Here is a 21,851-nt window from a genome sequence, read left to right as displayed (position 1 = left end):
CTATGGGTTCCCAACGTAATATTCTGTTAATTGCTCTACTTTTTGTCTCATTCTTACTTTTCCAACAATGGAATGCAGACAAGAATCCTCAGCCTCAAGGCCAAGGTGTAGCGCAACAAGCCTCACAAAATAGTGATATCCCATCACATTCAGGTGAAGGTCAACCTCTAACAGACCAAACTAGTTCACAAAACTTAATTACCATTAAAACGGATGTATTGGAATTAACAGTCGATACGCTTGGTGGTGATGTAGTTGATGCCAAACTTCTAAAATACAACAACACATTAGGTTCAAAAGACCCGTTTGTATTGCTTAGCGATACCAACGGTCACGATTACATTGCGCAATCTGGTCTTATTGGTCCAAATGGTGCTGACTCACAACAAAACGGCCGTGCGCAATACAGCGTGACAGCAAAAGATTTTGTAATAGGTCCTGAGCAAAACGAACTACGTGTACCAATGACATTTACTAAAGATGGCATTACTTACACTAAGACGTTCGTACTAAAACGTAACGATTATGCGGTTAACGTTGATTACACTGTAGCGAACAACACTGACAAAGCAGCAAGCGTACAAATGTATGCACAGCTTCGTCATAAGCTAAGTGATTCAGGCGGTAGCCTAACTATGCCTACTTACCTAGGTGGTGCATATTCTGCGAACGATACTAAGTACAAGAAATACAGCTTCGACGACATGAAGGACAAGAACCTTGATGTTGCTGCGAACGAAGGTTGGGTTGCGATCATGCAGCACTACTTTGTTTCTGCTTGGATCCCACGCGATGGCGCAGATCAAACCTCTCAAGTTTACTCTACAACTAGCAACGGTAACGGCTACATTGGTGTACGTATGCCAATCGAAACAGTTGCACCTGGTCAGAGTAAAGAAATCACAGCAACACTATGGGTAGGCCCTAAGCTGCAAAACGAAATGGCAGCGACAGCGAAAAACCTAAACCTAACTGTTGACTACGGTTGGTTATGGTTCATTGCGAGCCCACTACACAAGCTACTTTCATTTATTCACAGCATCGTGGGTAACTGGGGTATTGCTATCATCGTGCTAACCTTCATTGTTCGTGGTGCAATGTACCCACTAACAAAAGCGCAATACACGTCGATGGCTAAAATGCGTATGCTACAGCCTAAGATCCAAGAAATGCGCGAGCGTTTAGGCGATGACCGTCAACGCATGAGCCAAGAGATGATGGAGCTGTACAAGAAAGAGAAGGTAAACCCACTAGGTGGCTGTCTTCCAATCTTACTACAGATGCCAATCTTCATTGCACTGTACTGGGCACTAATGGAATCAGTTGAATTGCGTCACGCGCCATTCTTCGGTTGGATCCATGACTTGTCAGCACAAGACCCGTACTACGTGTTACCTATCCTAATGGGTATCACTATGTTCTTTATCCAGAAGATGAGTCCGTCAACAGTGACTGACCCAATGCAGCAGAAGATCATGACCTTTATGCCGGTGATGTTTACGTTCTTCTTCCTGTTCTTCCCTTCAGGTCTAGTGCTTTACTGGTTAGTGTCAAACATCGTTACACTGATCCAGCAAACCATTATTTTCCGTCAACTAGAGAAAAAAGGCTTACACAGCAGTAAAAAAGCGAAGTAATCCACGCTAGTTAGCAAAAGGCGACCTCCGGGTCGCCTTTTTTATTTGCATTGCTCGGACGTGGCGCTGACTATAATTGGTTAAAATTTAATCTTTAGCTTGAGGCGTTCGTACGACATTATGAATCCAGACTTAACGACAACAACAACCCCAGATTATGGTTGGTCATCATTTATCGCCAACCCTCTCCATGATTTACTGTCACTCATCCACGGTGTTGTCGGTAACTGGGGTGTCGCCATTATTATTCTGACCCTGATTGTCCGTGGCTTAATGTATCCGCTAACGAAAGCACAATATACTTCAATGGCCAAGATGCGCATGCTACAGCCAAAGCTGCAAGCATTACGTGAAAGCTGTGGTGATGACCGTCAACGCATGAGCCAAGAAATGATGGCGCTGTACAAGAAGGAGCAAATCAACCCATTAGGTGGCTGTTTACCTTTGCTGTTGCAAATGCCAATCTTTATTGCGCTCTATACTGTATTAAACCTATCAACAGAGCTACGTAATGCGCCTTTCTTTGGTTGGATCCAAAACTTGTCAGCACAAGACCCATATTACGTACTACCGATCTTAATGGGGATCTCGATGTTCTTTATCCAAAAGAACAGCCCATCGACCGTTACCGATCCAATGCAGCAAAAAATCATGACCTTTATGCCGGTTATCTTTACGGTGTTCTTTTTGTTCTTCCCAGCAGGTCTCGTGCTGTATTGGCTCACTTCAAATATTGTTACCCTCATTCAGCAAACTATTATCTTCCGTCAGCTCGAAGCACAAGGCTTACATAGCCGAGATAAGTCGAAGTAACGTATCATTTGCACTAAGGCGGCTTTTTAGTCGCCTTTTTTATTTGCCTAATTAGGTGTTAGACACAACACTAGTTTACAATTGCCGTGTTTTTATCAAGCAAAGCCAAGGTTATGAATCAACACATCGATACTATTGTCGCTCAAGCGACACCGCCGGGTCGTGGTGGCGTCGGCATCATCCGCGTTTCAGGTCCTAAAGCCAAAGAGGTTGCGCTTGCTGTTGCAGGTCGCGAACTGAAAACTCGCTACGCTGAATACCTGCCATTTAAGAATGAAGATGGCACAGCACTCGATCAAGGCATCGCGCTATTCTTTAAAGGCCCGAATTCCTTTACTGGCGAAGATGTGTTGGAACTGCAAGGCCATGGTGGCCCGGTACTGATGGATATGATGATCCGTCGTATCTTAAAAATTGACGGTATTCGTGCCGCACGCCCAGGTGAATTCTCTGAGCGTGCCTTTATGAACGACAAGCTCGACTTAGCGCAAGCAGAAGCGATTGCCGACCTAATCGATGCAAGCTCTGAAGAAGCCGCTAAGAGTGCGTTCAAATCACTGCAAGGGGCATTCTCAACCAAGGTTAACGAACTGGTTGAAGCGCTGATCCATTTACGTATCTACGTAGAAGCAGCGATTGATTTCCCTGAAGAAGAAATTGATTTTCTATCGGATGGTAAAGTCAGTGGCGATCTCAATGGCATCATCGAGCGTCTTAACGATGTACGTAAAGAAGCTAACCAAGGCGCAATTATGCGTGAAGGGATGAAGGTGGTTATTGCTGGTCGTCCTAATGCGGGTAAATCTAGCCTGTTGAACGCGCTATCAGGTAAAGACAGCGCAATCGTTACAGACATTGCAGGTACGACTCGTGACGTACTGCGTGAGCACATCCACATTGATGGCATGCCGCTACATATTATTGATACCGCAGGTCTTCGCGAAGCTTCTGATGAAGTGGAGCGCATTGGTATTGAGCGTGCATGGGATGAAATTGAACATGCCGATCGCGTGCTATTTATGGTTGATAGCACCACCACTGATGCGACCGATCCTAAAGAGATCTGGCCTGACTTTATTGAGCGTCTACCTGCCGATATGGGCTTAACGGTGATCCGTAACAAAGCCGAATTAACAGGTGAGCAAACCGGTATTTGTCATGCTAACAACCCAACCCTAATTCGCCTATCAGCGCGCACAGGTGATGGTGTTGATGCACTACGCGAACACCTAAAACAATGTATGGGTTTCTCAGGTACCACAGAAGGTGGTTTCATGGCGCGTCGTCGTCACCTAGATGCCCTAGAGCGTGCAGCTGAGCACCTTGATATTGGTAAAGAGCAGCTTGAAGGCTTTATGGCGGGTGAAATCCTTGCAGAAGAACTGCGTCTTGCCCAGCAGCACTTAAGTGAGATCACCGGTGAGTTTACCTCTGATGATTTACTCGGTCGTATCTTTACGTCATTCTGTATTGGTAAGTAAATACTAACTATTTTTGACAGAAACAATAAAACGCCATATATCTTTGATATATGGCGTTTTTTATTATTTTTTATCTTTAATGCACGCAGGTTTTGGGTAATTAATACTGATGTATTCTGGCTCTTCAATGCCCGCTTGCTGATTTAATACTCGGGTCAAAGCAAAATAGTAGTTAACTAACAAGTTAGTAAAACGCGGTAAGGTCTCTGGCACCTTTTTACCCGAAGCGTCCACTAACACGAGTTGACGTACAACCTTCTTCGCCAAGCTTCGACACTGATGCAGTTGTATCACCGGCCCAACACCACGAGGAAGAACAAAGCGTTTATTGCTATCACTAACCTGCTCACGGAAGTAATGATAGTCAGCTTTAAGCTTTTCGATATCCGCTTCAAAAATGCCACACTTACCACGAATAGAGCCGTTTAAGTGAAAAATGCAAGGCTGTAGCCACTCTAATGATTGACGTATTTCACCTTGTGCTAATTGCGATAACGCTAACCCAGTATAGGTACAAAGCTCATCCGTCAAGATCTCAAAATCACACAAAGGCGAGTCTTCAAAAATAAAAGGATAAGCTAACTCATCAATATCACCGGAATATTTTAACGTCATCGTGATCAGTCCTCTTTTACAGTTAGCAGTATTAATGAAACGATAAATAACTGTAATTGACAGTCAGATCAAAATCACTAACTATGTGCGCCATCTTTTGCTAGCCCAAGGAAGAGCGGTAAGCAGTCTTTATATGCTTTGCGATTAATGATTATGATGCGTCGATTTTTTCATCTCTTTTCACTTATCACAGCTTTTGTGATGTCTTTTCATGCTCATGCAATACAAGCAACCCGTTATCCATTAACCGTTACCGATGGCACGAACCAAACCGTTACCTTAAAACAGGCACCATTACGTGTGTCATCAAAAAGCATGTTTAGCGATCAAGTACTGATAGAGTTACTACCAGCCAACCAGATCACCAGTTTAAGTCGATTAAGCAAAGATCCCTCTTATTCCCTGATCGCAAGCAAGATCCCGGCTTCCATTCCTTTATTGGATCTCAATATAGAGCGCACTATCGCCAATAAACCGGATCTGCTTATTGCCGCAAACTGGAGCGATCAACAAAAAATAGAGGTTTTACGCCAAGCTGGTATCACCGTGTTTGTCTTTAATACCGTCTATACCATTCACGATATCGAGAACAATATTTTGTTGCTTGGTAAACTCGTTAACCAATCTGAACGTGCCCAACAGCTAGTTAATGAAATGAATACCAAGCTAGCAACCAAACTTATTAAACCGAAACACAGATTAACGGCGGTGGAATACACGCCATGGGGCGCGGCGAGTAATGAAGCCTCAACCATTAATACTATTATGGTTCGTGCAGGCTTAACCAATGTTGTTGCTAACGTCCAAGGTGATCAATACGGACAAGTTCCTCTCGCCAAGGAGCAGTTATTAGTCTTAAACCCAGATGTGATCATCATTCCTGGTACCTGTGATAAAGACAATACCGATAACAGTAATCAGTTTCGCCAAGAGTTATTAGCCGATCCTTCACTTCAACAATTAACAGCGATCAAAAACAACAAGGTGATTTGTTTACCGCAATCACTGCGCTCAACCGATAGCCAATACATTGTTGATGCGATCATCTACCTTAACCACCACGTTTATGGTGACAATAAAATAAAGCAAGCCCATGAATAAATTGGCGTCCCGTTATCAGTGGTTACTCACATCCATCTTGTTCTTCGTAATACTGGCGATATACCTTTGTATCGGCTCTGTATCGATACCACTGCATGATGTCGCTGGCTTATTTCTCGCTTACCTAACTCATGGTAGCCAATATGCCGCCGAGCACTATCCTCTCGCCAATGCCATTATCGCCCACATTCGCCTACCCCGAGCCTGTGCAGCTATTCTTGCTGGTGGCGCACTCGCTTTAGCGGGGGCGTGTAGCCAAGGCTTATTCAAAAACCCATTAGCCAGCCCCGATATTCTAGGGATAAGTGCAGGTAGCAGTTTTGCCGCAGTACTCGCAATAGTGACAGGGATCAGTGCCAGCAGTTTAGGCGGATTACCTTTATTAACCACAATGGGGGCTTTAGCCAGTGCCGCTTTGGTTTACCTCCTTGCCGCCAAATCAGCTCAACAAGGCCTGTTTATTATCTTGGCAGGGCTCGCCGTATCGAGCTTATTAGGTGGCTTAACCATGGGCGTATTACTTACCGCTCAGCAGTATGAAGTCAGTGAATTTGTGTTCTGGACCATGGGCGGATTAGATTCGCGGATCTGGCAGCAATTGCTCTGGCCAACGCCGATAATATTAATTGCTGCAATGATCTTGCTTCGTCACGGGCAAATATTGAACCTACTGGCATTAGGCGAGCAAAATGCCCATGGTATGGGAGTCAATGTAAAACGTAGCCGATTACTATTACTCGGTCTAACCACATTATTAACCGCAATGGCTATTGCTGTGGCAGGTCCTATCGGATTTATTGGTTTAATTGTGCCGCATTTAGTCAGGTTGGTATTAGGTCCTGACAATCGTCGCTTACTCCCCTTTTCTGCTGTGTTCGGTGCGCTGTTCTTGCTACTTTGCGATTTATTAGCCAGAACCGTTATTGCCCCTAACGAATTAAAAACGGGGATCATCACTGCCGTGATCGGCGGTATCTACTTTATTGCTTTATTGATCCGCAGTCAGTACAAAGGAATTACCCAATGAGTACGATCCTAGACGTGACACAATTGTCTTTAACTCAGGGTAACAAGGTATTACTCAATCAAATCGATTTCACACTTAATGCTGGCGAGCTGGTGGGTATCATCGGCCCAAATGGTGCAGGTAAAAGCACTCTACTAAAGTGTTTATCAGGCTATATCTCCCCTTCGAGTGGTAGCATTTCACTACAAGGCAAACCATTATCAAGTTATTCTCATCAACGTCGCGCCCAGCATTTAAGCTATCTTCCTCAGCATAGCGATCCCGCATTTTCTTTCTTAGTCAAAGATGTAATTAGTTATGGCGCTTATAGCTATCCTAATCAAAATAACGCCGATGATCTTGCCAACGTCATCGCACAAACAAACATAGAAACGTTATTAGATCAGACACTTAACCAGTTATCTGGCGGGGAGCAACAACGAGTCCATTTCGCCCGTACTCTACTACAAAATGCCGATATAATGCTGCTTGATGAGCCCACTGCGAGCCTTGATATTGGCCATGAATCTCAACTTATGAACATCATTACAGCCCAATGCCAGCAAGGAAAAACTGCGCTGGTGGCACTCCATAATCTCAATACTGCACTGGAGTTTTGCGATCGCTTATTACTACTTCAACAAGGTGAACTGATCGCTTTCGACACCCCAGATCAGGTATTAACACCAGCCCAATTACACCTGCTTTATCACGATAATATCCGTATTTCACGCCATCCAGACACCAATAAGCTCTATCTAACCCCATTAAGAAAATAGATCGTTTTCTTCTCGATTTATCCACTTGGATCATCATATATTCACGATCATAAGCTTGTGATTAAAATATCAAGATCATGTGGGTAAGATCATCTTCTCGATTTCATCCACAAAAATAAGATCACAACTCAATGATCATCTATCTCCTTTATAAAACTGATCATTTGCTAAAAATACCCACACTTTTTCCTCTCAATATAAGTAAATTTACTGGTGGATATCACGAAAGCATAGATAAGTGTATAAATAGACGATAACCTAAGCCCCATCGTAGGCTTCATTACCTCAATGAGGCCAACAATACCCAATGGTTCATCAGCGAGATCGCGTTTATACGCACAAACTAGCGATTTCTCTCTATATAAAGGATAACTATGAGCACGCTTAGCCTAATTACAGGTAGCACTCTTGGTGGTGCCGAATATGTTGCCGATCATTTGGCTGAATTATTAGAAGATAATGGCCATCAAGCTGAAGTGATCAACCAAGCTGAATTCTCAAGCCTAAATCAAGACGATATTTGGCTGATCATCTGCTCAACCCACGGTGCAGGCGAATATCCAGATAACTTTTTACCGTTTGCCGAAGAGCTAGAGCAACAACAACCTGATCTTAGCGGTGTTACCTTTGCCGTTATTGGTCTTGGTGACAGTAATTACGATACTTTCTGTGCTGCTGGTAAGAAAATTGAAGGGCTACTGCTTTCATTAGATGCAAATCAGCTTGGTGAGCGTCTTGATATTGATGTTTCATCAACACCAGTGCCTGAAGAACCTGCTGAAGAATGGTTTAATTCGTGGGTAAAGCTGCTTGATGCGTAAAAAAGCGTCAATTTTTACTCAGAATTATAACTAATTTCGATCTTTTTTCTGTGGATAACTATAGATCAAAACAGTGATCAACCCATAGTTATCCATTTAATAACTTATAGACCGCCCTCCCCCTGTGAATAAGTACCATTTTTGATCCCAGCCTATACCCGATCAGATCCAAGCTCCTCCACAATAAATGATCCTCGCTAAACACATGATCATTAGGATCATTTAACGGTTATCCACATGATCAGGTGATCCTAATAGTAGATCTAACAGAAGATCTCTTTAAAAAGATCTTATATATATTTAAAGAGCGTAATTACCCTGATCAAATGATCTTGATGAAAGATTCTCTCTTGCACAGAAAAAGGATAGAATGTCCGCCCTTTGCTCGAGTTAACTCACTGGCTATTTAAATACCTGAGGAAGTTCCATGTTTTACCAGGAAAAATTTGATGTCATCGTTGTGGGTGGTGGTCATGCTGGCACTGAAGCCGCATTGGCAGCAGCCCGAATGGGACAAAAAACCTTACTGTTGACCCATAATATCGATACGTTGGGCCAAATGTCGTGTAACCCAGCGATCGGCGGGATCGGGAAAGGACACCTGGTTAAAGAAGTTGATGCCCTGGGCGGTTTAATGGCAAAAGCCATTGATAAAGGCGGTATTCAATTCCGTACGCTGAACTCATCAAAAGGTCCAGCTGTACGTGCAACACGTGCACAAGCGGACCGTGCATTATATAAAGCAGCAGTACGTAACGTATTGGAAAACCAAGAAAATCTAATGATTTTCCAACAAGCAGTAACTGATCTGATTGTTGAAAATGACCGTGCTGCCGGTGTTGTAACGGAAATGGGACTAAAATTCCGTAGTAAAACCGTTGTGTTAACCGTCGGTACTTTCCTTGGTGGTAAGATCCATATCGGTTTAGAAAACTACAGTGGTGGTCGTACAGGTGATCCTGCATCTATTGCACTGGCAGATCGTTTACGTGAATTACCACTACGTGTCGATCGTCTAAAAACAGGTACACCGCCACGTATTGATGCTCGAAGCGTTGATTTTAGTGTGCTTGAAACCCAACATGGTGATAATCCAACCCCGACTTTCTCATTTATGGGTAAGCAATCGGATCATCCACGTCAGATCCCATGTTTCATTACTTACACCAATGAGCGTACTCATGAAGTGATCCGTAACAACTTGGATCGCAGCCCAATGTATGCGGGTATTATTGAAGGGATCGGTCCTCGTTACTGTCCGTCTATTGAAGATAAAGTGATGCGTTTTGCCGATAAAAACAGCCATCAAATCTTCATTGAGCCAGAAGGCTTAACGACTAACGAATTATATCCAAATGGTATCTCCACCAGCTTACCGTTTGATGTTCAAATGCAAATTGTACGCTCGATGAAAGGCTTCGAGAACGCAACAATTGTGCGCCCAGGCTATGCGATTGAGTACGATTTCTTCGACCCGCGCGATCTAAAACAAACCTTCGAGAATAAATACATCGATGGTCTATTCTTCGCCGGTCAAATTAACGGTACAACTGGTTACGAAGAAGCGGCAGCACAAGGTCTAATGGCGGGTATGAACGCAGCGCTTCAAGCACAAGACAAAGAAGGCTGGAGCCCTCGTCGCGACGAAGCTTACATGGGCGTATTGATCGACGATCTATCGACCATTGGTACTAAAGAGCCGTACCGAATGTTTACCTCTCGTGCCGAATACCGTCTATTATTGCGCGAAGACAATGCCGATCTACGTTTAACACCAAAAGGTCGCGAGCTAGGTTTAGTCGATGATGAGCGCTGGGCGCGTTTCAATCAGAAACTGGAAAACATGGAGCTTGAGCGTCAACGTTTAAAAGATATTTGGATCAATCCAAAATCAGATCATGTTGATGAGCTAAATAAGATCCTAAAAGCACCGATCACTCGTGAAGCAAGTGGTGAGGATCTTCTGCGTCGTCCAGAAGTAAGCTACGAGCAATTAACCGCAATTGAAACTTTTGCGCCAGCCCATGAAGATGTAGAAGCGCGCGAGCAAGTTGAAATTCAGGTGAAATACCAAGGTTACATCGATCGCCAACGTGAAGAAGTAGAAAAATCACTTCGCCATGAAAAAACTAAACTACCGTTTGATTTAGACTACAGCCAAGTTAAAGGTCTATCGAACGAAGTGGTAGCGAAGCTAACTGATGCAAAACCAGAATCTATTGGTATGGCATCGCGTATTTCAGGTATCACACCGGCTGCTATTTCTCTGTTACTTGTGTATCTAAAAAAGCACGGCTTGCTAAAAAAAGGTGAATAAGGGGTAAACAATGAAACAACGATTGGTACAACTTATCGCCCAAACTGACCTGCAGGTCACAGAACAGCAACTTGACCAGCTGATCGGTTATGTCGAACTGCTGCATAAGTGGAATAAAGCGTATAATCTGACTTCTGTCCGTGATCCTAACGAAATGTTAGTTAAACATATTATGGATAGTATTGTGGTCAGCAAGTATCTAGGTGGCACAAATTATATTGATGTCGGTACTGGTCCTGGTTTACCTGGGATCCCGTTGGCTATTATGTGTCCTGATAAATCATTTACCTTGCTAGATAGCTTAGGTAAACGCATTCGCTTTATCCGCCAAGTGATCCATGAGCTGAAAATTACCAATGTGATACCGGTACAAAGTCGCGTTGAAGAATTTGAAGCAGAAGATGGCTTTGATGCAGTGTTAAGTCGTGCGTTTGCATCGATGGCTGATATGGTGAACTGGTGTCACCATCTACCAAAGTCTGGCGGTCAGTTCCTAGCATTGAAAGGCCAATACAATGAGCAAGAAGCGGCAGATCTGCCTGAGTGGTGCTCGATTGTTGAGGTGAAATCTTTACAGGTTCCTGATTTAGAAGGCGAGCGTCATCTAGTAGTCTTAACGGCAAAGGATTAATTGTTGAGGTTTTCTTGTGGGAAGAATCATAGCAGTAGCTAATCAGAAAGGTGGTGTAGGTAAAACAACCACTTGTGTAAATTTGGCAGCATCATTGGCCGCCACCCAACGAAAAGTGTTGGTAATTGATCTCGATCCGCAAGGAAACGCGACCATGGCTAGTGGGGTTGATAAATACCAAGTTGATGCGACTGCTTATGATCTTCTGGTTGAAGAAAGCCCATTTAATGATGTTGTTATTAAAGACACCACTGGCGGTTATCATTTGATAGCCGCTAATGGTGATGTAACGGCGGCCGAAATCAAATTGATGGAAGTGTTTGCCCGTGAAGTGCGTTTGCGCTCAGCACTGGCTACCGTACGTGATGATTACGATTATATTTTTATCGATTGTCCCCCTTCTTTAAACCTTTTAACCATTAATGCCATGACGGCTGCAGATTCTGTGTTAGTGCCTATGCAATGTGAGTATTTCGCATTAGAAGGCTTAACCGCATTAATGGATACCATCAGTAAATTGACTGCGGTGGTCAATAGCGAGCTTAAGATCGAAGGGTTATTACGTACCATGTTTGATCCTCGTAATCGTCTTGCCAATGAAGTGTCACAGCAGTTGAAAAAGCATTTTGGCGATAAGGTTTACCGTACCGTTATTCCACGTAATGTCCGCTTAGCTGAAGCGCCAAGCCATGGCCGTCCTGCAATGTATTACGACAAATATTCAAGTGGCGCTAAAGCGTATTTAGCCTTAGCCGGTGAAATGATCCGCCGCGACGAATTAGCATTACAAATTGTCACTCCAGTGGACGCATAAGGTTTTTCATGAATTTTAATAAACGTGGCCTCGGTAAAGGGCTAGATGCTTTGTTGTCAACCAGTGCGGTTGCGCAAGCAAAGCAACATAACAATCAAATTGCTCCATCTGTTGAGGGACAAACTGACGGTGAGTTACGAGAGCTGGCTATTGATGCGCTGCAATCAGGCCAATATCAACCTCGTAAATCCATGACAGAAGAAACCTTGGCAGAGTTGGCTGAATCGATCCGCGGCCAAGGTATTATTCAGCCGATCGTTGTTCGCCGTCTTGCTAACCAAGATTTTGAGATCATCGCAGGTGAGCGCCGTTGGCAAGCAGCTAAGCTTGCTGGTCTATCTAAAGTGCCTTGTTTAGTCAAAGCCGTTGATGATCGTGCTACTATGGCTATCGCATTGATTGAGAATATTCAGCGTGAAGATCTCAATGTCATCGAAGAAGCGGTTGCGCTTGCAAGACTTCAGCAAGAGTTTTCACTGACTCATCAACAAATTGCTGATGCAGTGGGAAAATCACGTGCTGCAGTTTCTAACTTATTGCGTTTAAACCAATTAAGTGAGCCTGTAAAACAATTAGTTGAGCAAAAAAAGCTCGAAATGGGTCACGCGAGGGCTTTATTATCCCTTGATGAGCCGCAACAGTTACCTATAGCACAAAAAATTGTCAATAATTTGTTAACTGTTCGTGAAGCTGAAAAACTGGTTAAAACACTTTTAAACCCTGTGGTACCGAAATCACCGCAGCCTATTAGTGAACAAGTGGCATTGTTGCAAAACAGACTAACTGAGCGACTTGGCACCAAGGTGGCGATTAATCAAACCAAAAGTGGTAAAGGAAAGCTCGTTATTAACTTTGATCAACAAGACAAACTTGAGCAAATTATTGCAATGCTCGAGAAAAACATGTGATGTTAAATGTGTAAAGTTTGTTAGAAATATAACATCATCGTGATCAAGTTAGAGTGTTGTAAAATCTAACTGTTTTTTTTGCTGCTATTTGATTGCAATCAATTTTATGAGTCGTATAATTTTCGCTGTTTTCCCAAGCACGGATCGTGTAAAGGAATGGACTCGAGGAACGAATACATGGTATCGACGCTAGCTAAACCGGGACGCCAATTGGCAAAACGGTTGCTGTTACTACAATCTGGCGTCGTGATAGCAACGGCATTAACGGCAGTTTTTGCTGTCAATGTTGACTGGGGAATCTCTGCATTGATTGGTGGTGGCATCTTCGTGATCGCCAATGCTGTCTTCGCAATGTGTGCCTTCATGTTTAGTGGTGCTAGGAAAGCACGATTAGTCATGGCGTCATTTTATGGCGGAGAAGTGCTAAAAATTCTTATCACAGTCATCCTTTTTGCCATTGCTTACCTGTATATAGGGGTGGAACTTGTTCCCCTCAAACTAACCTATTTGCTGGCCCTTGGTATTAATATTTTTGGACCGGTTTTATTCATTAACAACAACAAATAGGATGAGTTATGGCTGCGCCAGGTGAAGCGCTAACGCCGTCAAGCTACATTACTCACCACTTAACCAACTTATCAACCGATAAGCTAGGTTTAGCGAGTGAAGGTAGTTTCTGGGCGGTGCATATTGACAGCCTTTTCTTCTCTGTTTTGACCGGTTTAGCTTTTTTGTGGGTATTCCGTTCAGTTGCGAAGAAGGCGTCATCAGGAGTTCCAGGTAAATTACAATGTTTTGTTGAAATGGTGGTTGAATTCGTTGATACCAACGTAAAAGATACTTTCCATGGACGCAATCCACTTGTAGCTCCGTTAGCACTGACGATTTTCTGTTGGGTACTGCTAATGAACATCATGGACTTAGTGCCAATTGATTTCATTCCGTATGCAGCAGCAAGCGTCGGGATCCCTTACATGAAAGTGGTTCCAAGTGCTGATGTTAACATCACCATGGCAATGGCGTTAGGCGTGTTCGCATTGATGATTTACTACAGCATCAAAGTGAAAGGTCTTAGCGGCTTTGCGAAAGAACTGGCTCTTCACCCGTTCAATCACCCAGTAATGATCCCGTTTAACCTACTTCTTGAAGTGGTATCGCTACTAGCGAAGCCAATTTCACTGGGTATGCGTCTATTCGGTAACATGTTTGCTGGTGAGGTGGTGTTTATCCTAATCGCGGCACTAATGCCGTGGTGGGCTCAATGGCTAGGCTCGGTACCGTGGGCTATTTTCCACATCCTGGTCATTACAATTCAAGCATTCGTATTCATGATGTTAACTATCGTGTACCTGTCTCAGGCACATGAAGACAATCATTAACGATTATTTGTAAACATTTTTATTATATGGCGCTTTAGCCGACAACTATAAACTGGAGATAGTGATGGAAACTTTACTAAGCTTTTCTGCGATTGCCGTGGGCATTATTGTAGGTCTTGCTTCCCTTGGTACAGCGATCGGCTTCGCACTTCTTGGTGGTAAGTTCCTTGAAGGTGCTGCACGTCAACCTGAAATGGCTCCAATGCTTCAAGTTAAGATGTTCATCATCGCTGGTCTACTTGATGCGGTACCAATGATCGGTATCGTAATCGCGCTGCTATTCACATTCGCAAACCCATTTGTTGGTCAGCTAGCTGGTTAATAAATCGTAGTGTCAGGTTTGCTTAAAACCTGACATTAAGTAGCAAATGGACTCTAGCAACCCTTTTTAAGGAGATGCGTTGTGAATATGAATGCAACTTTGCTGGGTCAGGCTATCGCTTTCTTCGCCTTCGTGGTGTTCTGCATGAAATATGTATGGCCACCAATTATGGAAGCGATTGAAGAACGTCAGAAAAAGATTGCTGACGGCTTGGCTGCCGCAGATCGCGCAGCCAAAGACCTTGACCTTGCACAAGCGAATGCTTCAGATCAACTTAAAGAAGCGAAACGCGCTGCGAGTGAGTTGATCGAGCAAGCAAACAAGCGTAAAGCTCAAATTATCGATGAAGCGAAAGCTGAAGCTCAAACTGAGCGTGAGAAGATTCTTGCGCAAGGTATGGCGGAAATTGAAGCTGAACGTAACCGTGCTCGTGATGAGTTAAGAAAACAAGTTGCAACTCTGGCTGTGATTGGTGCTGAGAAGATCATTGAACGTTCGATCGATGCGGACGCTCAAGCAGATATTCTTAACAAAGTCACTGCAGAACTGTAATTAAAGGGGCAAGCTTATGTCACAAATGACTACTATCGCACGCCCCTACGCTAAAGCAGCTTTTGACTTTGCGGTCGAGAAGAACGCACTAGCACAGTGGGCAGAAATGCTGACTTTCGCTAGTGAAGTAGCAAAAAACGACACTATGCAGGATGTGCTGGATAGCGGTTTTGCTGCTGAAAAGCTAACTGAGATTTTTGTTTCAGTATGCGGTGAGCAACTCGATGAATTTGGTCAAAACCTTTTAAAGGTAATGGCTGAAAATGGACGCCTTAAGGCGCTACCGGATGTCTGTGAAGAGTTTATGTTTATGAAAAATGAACATGAACACACCATCCAAGCAACAGTGGTTTCTGCCGTTGCTTTAGATGAGTCTCAACTAGACGCCATTAGCGCGAAACTTGAGCAGCGTTTAGCGCGTAAAGTTATGCTGACTTGCAGTGTAGACGAGACCCTGATTGCCGGGGTTGTAATTAGAGCTGGAGACCTTGTTATCGACAACTCTGTACGGGGCAAATTGAACCGTCTGAGCGATACTTTGCAGTCTTGATTTGGGGAATTGGAGCATGCAACTTAATTCCACGGAAATTAGCGCACTGATCAAGCAACGTATTGAAAACTTCAACGTTGTAAGTGAAGCGCGTAACGAAGGTACTATCGTTTCTGTAAGCGACGGTATTATTCGTATCCATGGCCTTGCTGACGTAATGCAAGGTGAAATGATTGAACTACCAGGCGGACTATACGCACTGGCACTTAACCTTGAGCGTGACTCGGTAGGTGCAGTTGTGATGGGCCCTTATGCTTCTCTACAGGAAGGCATGAAGGTAACCGGTACTGGTCGTATTCTTGAAGTACCTGTAGGTCCTGCGCTACTTGGTCGTGTTGTGAACACACTAGGTCAGCCAATCGACGGTAAAGGTCCAATTGAAACAGAGACATTCTCTCCTGTTGAAGTAATTGCACCGGGTGTAATCGATCGTAAATCTGTTGATCAACCAGTACAAACTGGTTACAAAGCAGTTGACTCAATGATCCCAATCGGCCGTGGCCAGCGTGAGCTGATCATCGGTGACCGTCAAACAGGTAAAACTGCGATGGCTATCGATGCCATCATCAACCAGAAAAACTCTGGTATCTACTCTGTGTATGTGGCTATTGGCCAGAAAGCTTCAACTATCGCTAACGTAGTTCGTAAGCTTGAAGAGCACGGCGCACTGGAAAACACCATCGTTGTTGTAGCATCAGCATCAGAAGCTGCTGCACTGCAATACCTAGCACCATACTCTGGTTGTGCGATGGGTGAATACTTCCGTGACCGCGGCGAAGATGCACTGATTGTATACGATGACCTGTCTAAGCAGGCTGTTGCTTACCGTCAAATCTCACTATTGCTTAAGCGTCCACCAGGTCGTGAAGCATTCCCTGGTGATGTTTTCTACCTTCACTCACGTCTTCTAGAGCGTGCTTCTCGTGTAAGCGAGCACTACGTTGAGAAATTCACTAACGGTGAAGTGAAAGGTCAAACAGGATCGCTAACGGCACTACCGATCATCGAAACCCAAGCGGGTGACGTATCGGCATTCGTACCGACTAACGTTATCTCTATCACCGATGGTCAGATCTTCCTACAAACAGAACTGTTCAACGCCGGTATTCGTCCAGCGGTTGATCCAGGTATCTCTGTATCTCGTGTAGGTGGTGCTGCCCAAACCAAGATCATCAAGAAACTGTCTGGTGGTATCCGTACCGCACTTGCACAGTACCGTGAACTAGCGGCATTCGCACAGTTCTCGTCTGACCTTGATGACGCAACTAAGAAACAGCTAGATCACGGTCAGAAAGTAACTGAACTGATGAAGCAAAAGCAATACGCGCCAATGTCTGTATTTGAGCAAGCGGTTGTTATTTTTGCAGCTGAAAAAGGCTACTTGAATGATGTTGAGCTGACTAAGCTTGCTGATTTCGAAGCAGCGTTACTTTCTTATGCGAAAGGTCAGTTTGCTGAGCTAGTTGCTCAGATTGATGAAACGGGTAACTGGAACGATGAAATCGCTGCGCAGTTTGCGAAGCTGCTAGAAGATTTCAAAGCGACCCAGACTTGGTAATTGGTTGGTGATCGCTTGCGATCACCTTCTAACGGAGAGTAACGATGGCCGGCGCAAAAGAGATTCGTAACAAGATCGGTAGTGTTAAGAATACACAGAAGATCACTAAAGCGATGGAAATGGTGGCTGCTTCTAAAATGCGTAAAACGCAAGAAGCGATGGAGTCATCACGTCCGTACGCACAAACTATGCGCAAAGTGATCGGTCATATCGCCCTTGGTAGCCTTGAGTATAAGCATCCTTATCTCGAAGAGCGTGAAGCCAAGCGCGTTGGTTACATCATTGTTTCAACTGATCGTGGTCTATGTGGTGGCTTGAACATTAACTTGTTCAAAAAAGCGATCACTGACATTAAGACATGGTCAGATAAAGGTGCAGAAGTTGATTTAGCGTTAATTGGCGCAAAAGCAACGGCATTCTTTAATAGCTACGGCGGTAACGTGTCAGCACAAGTATCAGGTCTTGGTGATTCACCAAGCGTTGATGAGCTGATTGGTACTGTTGGCGTCATGCTGAAGAAATATGATGAAGGCCAATTGGATCGCCTGTATGTGGTTTACAACAAGTTTGTAAACACCATGGTACAGGAACCAGTGATTGATCAATTGTTGCCTTTGCCTAAGTCAGAAGACGAAGAAATGCAGCGCAACCATTCTTGGGACTACATTTATGAGCCCGAGCCGAAAGCCCTACTTGATACCCTGCTGGTTCGCTATGCCGAATCACAAGTGTACCAAGGTGTGGTTGAGAACCTTGCCAGTGAGCAAGCGGCACGAATGGTAGCGATGAAAGCTGCAACAGATAATGCAGGTAATCTGATTGATGAACTGCAACTTGTGTACAACAAAGCCCGTCAGGCTGCGATCACACAAGAACTGTCAGAAATCGTTTCTGGCGCATCTGCTGTATAAGGCAAAGAATTAATAAGTTTAGAGGATTAACGATGGCTACAGGTAAGATCGTACAGATCATCGGTGCGGTAGTCGACGTAGAGTTTCCACAGGACTCTGTACCACAGGTATACGATGCCCTTCACGTTGATGCGAAAGAGAACGGTACGCTAGTACTTGAAGTTCAGCAGCAACTTGGTGGTGGTGTTGTTCGTGGTATCGCAATGGGTACTTCTGATGGCTTACGTCGTGGTTTGTCTGTTGAAAACACAGGCCGCCCTATTGAAGTACCAGTTGGTAACGCGACGCTAGGACGTATTATGAACGTACTAGGTCAACCAATTGATGAGTGTGGTGAGATCGGTGAGCAAGAGCGTTACGCTATTCACCGCGCAGCACCTAGCTACGAAGAACAATCAAACGTAACTGAACTACTAGAAACAGGCGTTAAGGTTATCGACCTTATCTGTCCATTCGCTAAGGGTGGTAAGATCGGTCTGTTTGGTGGTGCAGGTGTTGGTAAGACCGTTAACATGATGGAACTTATCAACAACATCGCCCTAAAACACTCAGGTTTATCTGTGTTTGCAGGTGTTGGTGAGCGTACTCGTGAAGGTAACGATTTCTACTTTGAAATGCAGGAAGCGGGTGTTGTTAACATCGAAAAACCTGAAGAATCAAAAGTAGCAATGGTTTACGGCCAGATGAACGAGCCACCAGGTAACCGTCTACGTGTTGCTCTGACTGGCCTTACAATGGCTGAGCGTTTCCGTGATGAAGGTCGTGACGTACTGTTATTTATCGATAACATCTACCGTTACACCCTTGCAGGTACAGAAGTATCAGCACTACTAGGTCGTATGCCATCTGCTGTAGGTTACCAGCCTACACTGGCAGAAGAGATGGGTGTACTTCAGGAGCGTATCACGTCAACGAAGACAGGTTCTATCACGTCTGTTCAGGCGGTATACGTACCAGCCGATGACTTGACTGACCCATCACCAGCAACGACGTTCGCGCACCTTGACGCAACAGTTGTACTTTCTCGTCAAATTGCATCGCTAGGTCTATACCCAGCTATCGACCCATTGGACTCTACTTCTCGTATGCTAGATCCATTGGTTGTTGGTCAAGAGCACTACGACATTGCACGTGGCGTTCAGAGCCTACTTCAGCGTTACAAAGAGCTAAAAGACATCATTGCAATCCTAGGTATGGACGAGCTATCTGAAGAAGATAAGCAAGCTGTATCTCGTGCACGTAAGATTGAACGTTTCCTAACTCAGCCTTACCACGTTGCAGAAGTCTTCACTGGTGACCCAGGTATCTACGTATCGCTAAAAGATACGCTACGTAGCTTCAAGGGCCTACTAGCGGGTGAATACGACGATATCCCAGAGCAGGCATTTATGTACTGTGGTGCGATTGAAGACGTATTAGAAAACGCGAAGAAGCTGTAAGCTAATTAGGAGGCGACATGGCAGCGATAACTTTCCATCTGGAAGTAGTCAGTGCTGAGAAACGTCTGTTTTCTGGTCGTGCTGAAAATATTCAGGTAACGGGTAGCGAAGGTGAACTGGGTATTCACGCAGGTCACACCCCACTACTGACTGCTATCACTCCGGGCATGGTACGTATTACCAAGCAAGGTGGTGAGGAAGATGTAATTTATCTTTCTGGCGGTATGCTTGAAGTTCAGCCTGCTGCAGTGACGGTATTAGCCGATACTGCTATTCGTGGTGTCGATCTGGATGCCGCGAAAGCAGAAGAAGCGAAACGTCAAGCTGAGGAGCGAATCCATAATCAGCATGGCGATATTGACTTCGCGCAGGCAGCGAGTGATCTGGCGAAAGCCATTGCTCAGCTACGCGTTATTGAGTTAACAAAACGCGCACGCTAGTCTGACGCTAAAGAAAGTAAAAAAGCGACCATCATGGTCGCTTTTTTTATATTTGCTCTATTGTTACTTATACGTTCCCACTAGATGAGAAACTGTATCCTGCTTATTTTCTTTTTATTAATGAACTAAATTGCGACGAGAGCATGTTATTTGTCGGTGAGAAATAAGCGCTAGCACTTAAAACTGTGCTAAGTAGGCGGTACAATAGAGAAAGATTATGAATTTATGCATCAAGAGGGATATCCCATCATGAGCTTTAGTGCTGTGATTTTAGCTGCGGGTAAAGGTACCCGCATGTATTCTAATTTGCCTAAAGTGCTTCACACTTTGGCAGGTAAGCCGATGGTTAAGCATGTGATTGACACATGTAATGATCTTGGTGCGCAAACTATTAACTTAGTTTACGGTCATGGTGGTGACAAGATGCAGCAAGTGTTAGCACAAGAAAGTGTTAACTGGGTGCTGCAAGCAGAGCAGTTAGGTACTGGTCATGCGGTTAATCAAGCGGTACCTAACCTTGCTGATGATGAGAAAGCATTAATTCTTTATGGTGATGTGCCACTCATTAGCGCCCAAACACTTGAGAACTTACTTGATGCACAGCCTGACGGTGGTATTGCGCTGCTAACGGTGGTGCTCGATGATCCAACAGGTTACGGTCGTATTGTTCGTCGTAACGGTCCTGTTGTTGCTATCGTTGAGCAAAAAGATGCAACTGAAGAGCAGAAGCTGATCAAAGAAATTAATACTGGTGTCATGGTTGCTAACGGTGGTGACTTGAAGCGCTGGTTATCTGCACTTAAAAATGACAATGCGCAAGGTGAATACTATCTAACGGATATCATCGAAATTGCTCACAATGAAGGTCGTGCTGTTGAAGCGGTACATCCTGTGGCTGCGATTGAAGTTGAAGGTGTGAATAACCGCGTACAGCTTGCGCGTTTAGAGCGTGCTTTCCAAGCAATGCAGGCTGAGCGCCTACTTGAGCAAGGTGTAATGTTACGCGATCCTGCTCGTTTTGATTTGCGTGGTGAACTTCAATGCGGTACTGACGTTGAAATCGATGTCAACGTGGTAATTGAAGGTAGTGTGAGCATTGGTGATAACGTGGTTATCGGTGCTGGCTGTGTACTAAAAGATTGTGAAATTGACGACAATACTGTGATCAGTCCGTATTCTGTGATTGAAGGTGCAACGGTGGGTGAATCTTGTACTGTAGGTCCATTTGCACGACTACGTCCAGGCACAGAGTTACAAACACAAGCGCATGTAGGTAACTTCGTTGAAATGAAGCAGGCACGTTTAGGCGAAGGCTCAAAAGCGGGTCACTTAACTTACTTAGGCGATGCTGAAATTGGTGCTAACGTGAATATCGGTGCAGGTACCATTACTTGTAACTACGATGGCGCAAATAAGTTTAAAACTGAAATTGGTGATGATGTGTTTGTTGGCTCTGACACACAGCTTATTGCACCAGTGAAAGTTGCAAGTGGTGCTACCATCGGTGCTGGCGCAACCATTAATCGTAATGTTGGCGAAGGTGAGTTAGTGATCACTCGTGCACCTGCTCGTACTATTCAAGGTTGGAAACGCCCAACGAAGAAATAATCATTGCTATTTTTGATTTTAAAGCAGGCATTTTGCCTGCTTTTTTATTGTCTAAATATCTTTATGTGACAGTTTCCTCCCTATTTTCTTCTGTCCGAAGTGGGCATTATGGTTATTTCGAGATAAAAATTATGCGTCATGTGCATATTTGTTATTGATCGATTAATTT

21 protein-coding genes and 1 pseudogene are annotated in these 21,851 nt (G+C 44.3%); 21 read left to right on the top strand and 1 reads right to left on the bottom strand.

Features of this window, described 5'->3' with window-relative positions:
- Positions 1-2: 2 nt before the first annotated feature.
- The 3 genes and pseudogenes from yidC (E5A76_RS12120) to mnmE all read left to right on the top strand — a co-directional run bounded on the left by yidC (E5A76_RS12120) (position 3) and on the right by mnmE (position 3,931).
- Positions 3-1,637, top strand: a complete 1,635-nt coding sequence (gene yidC, locus E5A76_RS12120) for a membrane protein insertase YidC (protein ID WP_161119093.1) — start codon at positions 3-5, stop codon at positions 1,635-1,637.
- Between the two features lie 147 nt (positions 1,638-1,784).
- Positions 1,785-2,450, top strand: a pseudogene (yidC, locus tag E5A76_RS12115) (membrane protein insertase YidC); the annotation flags it as partial.
- Positions 2,451-2,563: 113 nt separating this feature from the next.
- Positions 2,564-3,931: a tRNA uridine-5-carboxymethylaminomethyl(34) synthesis GTPase MnmE gene (gene mnmE / locus E5A76_RS12110; RefSeq protein WP_107233514.1), complete on the top strand. Its 1,368-nt coding sequence runs from the start codon at positions 2,564-2,566 to the stop codon at positions 3,929-3,931.
- Positions 3,932-3,994: 63 nt separating this feature from the next.
- Here mnmE and E5A76_RS12105 read toward each other — a convergent pair whose 3' ends face one another.
- Positions 3,995-4,546: a cobalamin adenosyltransferase gene (locus E5A76_RS12105; RefSeq protein ID WP_161119092.1), complete on the bottom strand. Its 552-nt coding sequence runs from the start codon at positions 4,544-4,546 to the stop codon at positions 3,995-3,997.
- 201 nt (positions 4,547-4,747) lie between these two features.
- Between E5A76_RS12105 and E5A76_RS12100 the strand changes: the two genes are divergently transcribed.
- From E5A76_RS12100 to glmU, 18 genes are all read left to right on the top strand, one after another.
- On the top strand, positions 4,748-5,647 hold the full coding sequence (locus E5A76_RS12100) for an ABC transporter substrate-binding protein (protein WP_237459044.1): 900 nt from the start codon (positions 4,748-4,750) through the stop codon (positions 5,645-5,647).
- Positions 5,640-6,674: a FecCD family ABC transporter permease gene (locus E5A76_RS12095; RefSeq protein ID WP_161119091.1), complete on the top strand. Its 1,035-nt coding sequence runs from the start codon at positions 5,640-5,642 to the stop codon at positions 6,672-6,674. The genes E5A76_RS12100 and E5A76_RS12095 overlap by 8 nt, the downstream gene beginning before the upstream one ends.
- Positions 6,671-7,432 carry a heme ABC transporter ATP-binding protein gene (locus tag E5A76_RS12090; protein ID WP_161119090.1) on the top strand — a complete coding sequence of 254 codons (762 nt, stop codon included), beginning with the start codon at positions 6,671-6,673 and terminating at the stop codon, positions 7,430-7,432. The genes E5A76_RS12095 and E5A76_RS12090 overlap by 4 nt, the downstream gene beginning before the upstream one ends.
- Positions 7,433-7,806: 374 nt before the next feature.
- Complete coding sequence (gene mioC, locus E5A76_RS12085) at positions 7,807-8,253, top strand: FMN-binding protein MioC (protein ID WP_161119089.1); 447 nt, start codon at positions 7,807-7,809, stop codon at positions 8,251-8,253.
- A gap of 427 nt (positions 8,254-8,680) precedes the next feature.
- Positions 8,681-10,570 (top strand): tRNA uridine-5-carboxymethylaminomethyl(34) synthesis enzyme MnmG, encoded by a 1,890-nt coding sequence (gene mnmG, locus E5A76_RS12080; RefSeq protein ID WP_107167298.1) that lies wholly within the window; start codon positions 8,681-8,683, stop codon positions 10,568-10,570.
- A 10-nt stretch (positions 10,571-10,580) separates the two neighbouring features.
- Entirely contained in the window at positions 10,581-11,201 is a 621-nt protein-coding gene (gene rsmG / locus E5A76_RS12075) for a 16S rRNA (guanine(527)-N(7))-methyltransferase RsmG (RefSeq protein ID WP_161119088.1), read from the top strand.
- Positions 11,202-11,217: 16 nt separating this feature from the next.
- Positions 11,218-12,015, top strand: a complete 798-nt coding sequence (locus E5A76_RS12070) for a ParA family protein (protein WP_161119087.1) — start codon at positions 11,218-11,220, stop codon at positions 12,013-12,015.
- 8 nt (positions 12,016-12,023) lie between these two features.
- Positions 12,024-12,923, top strand: a complete 900-nt coding sequence (locus E5A76_RS12065; RefSeq protein ID WP_161119086.1) for a ParB/RepB/Spo0J family partition protein — start codon at positions 12,024-12,026, stop codon at positions 12,921-12,923.
- A gap of 177 nt (positions 12,924-13,100) precedes the next feature.
- Positions 13,101-13,490: a F0F1 ATP synthase subunit I gene (locus E5A76_RS12060; RefSeq protein WP_008988325.1), complete on the top strand. Its 390-nt coding sequence runs from the start codon at positions 13,101-13,103 to the stop codon at positions 13,488-13,490.
- Between the two features lie 8 nt (positions 13,491-13,498).
- Positions 13,499-14,302 carry a F0F1 ATP synthase subunit A gene (gene atpB, locus E5A76_RS12055; protein ID WP_008988326.1) on the top strand — a complete coding sequence of 268 codons (804 nt, stop codon included), beginning with the start codon at positions 13,499-13,501 and terminating at the stop codon, positions 14,300-14,302.
- 64 nt (positions 14,303-14,366) lie between these two features.
- Complete coding sequence (gene atpE / locus E5A76_RS12050) at positions 14,367-14,624, top strand: F0F1 ATP synthase subunit C (protein ID WP_005372317.1); 258 nt, start codon at positions 14,367-14,369, stop codon at positions 14,622-14,624.
- A gap of 81 nt (positions 14,625-14,705) precedes the next feature.
- Positions 14,706-15,176 (top strand): F0F1 ATP synthase subunit B, encoded by a 471-nt coding sequence (gene atpF / locus E5A76_RS12045; RefSeq protein WP_008988327.1) that lies wholly within the window; start codon positions 14,706-14,708, stop codon positions 15,174-15,176.
- A gap of 16 nt (positions 15,177-15,192) precedes the next feature.
- Positions 15,193-15,726 (top strand): F0F1 ATP synthase subunit delta, encoded by a 534-nt coding sequence (gene atpH, locus E5A76_RS12040; RefSeq protein ID WP_023933997.1) that lies wholly within the window; start codon positions 15,193-15,195, stop codon positions 15,724-15,726.
- Positions 15,727-15,742: 16 nt separating this feature from the next.
- Positions 15,743-17,284: a F0F1 ATP synthase subunit alpha gene (gene atpA / locus E5A76_RS12035; protein ID WP_161119085.1), complete on the top strand. Its 1,542-nt coding sequence runs from the start codon at positions 15,743-15,745 to the stop codon at positions 17,282-17,284.
- 44 nt (positions 17,285-17,328) lie between these two features.
- Positions 17,329-18,195, top strand: a complete 867-nt coding sequence (atpG, locus tag E5A76_RS12030) for a F0F1 ATP synthase subunit gamma (RefSeq protein WP_008988330.1) — start codon at positions 17,329-17,331, stop codon at positions 18,193-18,195.
- A 32-nt stretch (positions 18,196-18,227) separates the two neighbouring features.
- Positions 18,228-19,634: a F0F1 ATP synthase subunit beta gene (gene atpD / locus E5A76_RS12025; protein WP_161119084.1), complete on the top strand. Its 1,407-nt coding sequence runs from the start codon at positions 18,228-18,230 to the stop codon at positions 19,632-19,634.
- A gap of 17 nt (positions 19,635-19,651) precedes the next feature.
- Positions 19,652-20,074: a F0F1 ATP synthase subunit epsilon gene (locus E5A76_RS12020; protein ID WP_008988332.1), complete on the top strand. Its 423-nt coding sequence runs from the start codon at positions 19,652-19,654 to the stop codon at positions 20,072-20,074.
- Positions 20,075-20,323: 249 nt separating this feature from the next.
- A complete protein-coding gene (gene glmU / locus E5A76_RS12015; protein ID WP_061014712.1) occupies positions 20,324-21,682 on the top strand; it encodes a bifunctional UDP-N-acetylglucosamine diphosphorylase/glucosamine-1-phosphate N-acetyltransferase GlmU in 1,359 nt (452 codons plus the stop codon).
- The last annotated feature ends 169 nt before the right edge of the window (positions 21,683-21,851 follow it).

This window comes from Photobacterium lucens, from assembly GCF_009873615.1.
In the GTDB taxonomy this organism is placed as follows: domain Bacteria; phylum Pseudomonadota; class Gammaproteobacteria; order Enterobacterales; family Vibrionaceae; genus Photobacterium; species Photobacterium lucens.
Note: the sequence above shows the minus strand (reverse complement) of the source record. Positions and strands in the feature narration are given on the sequence as shown.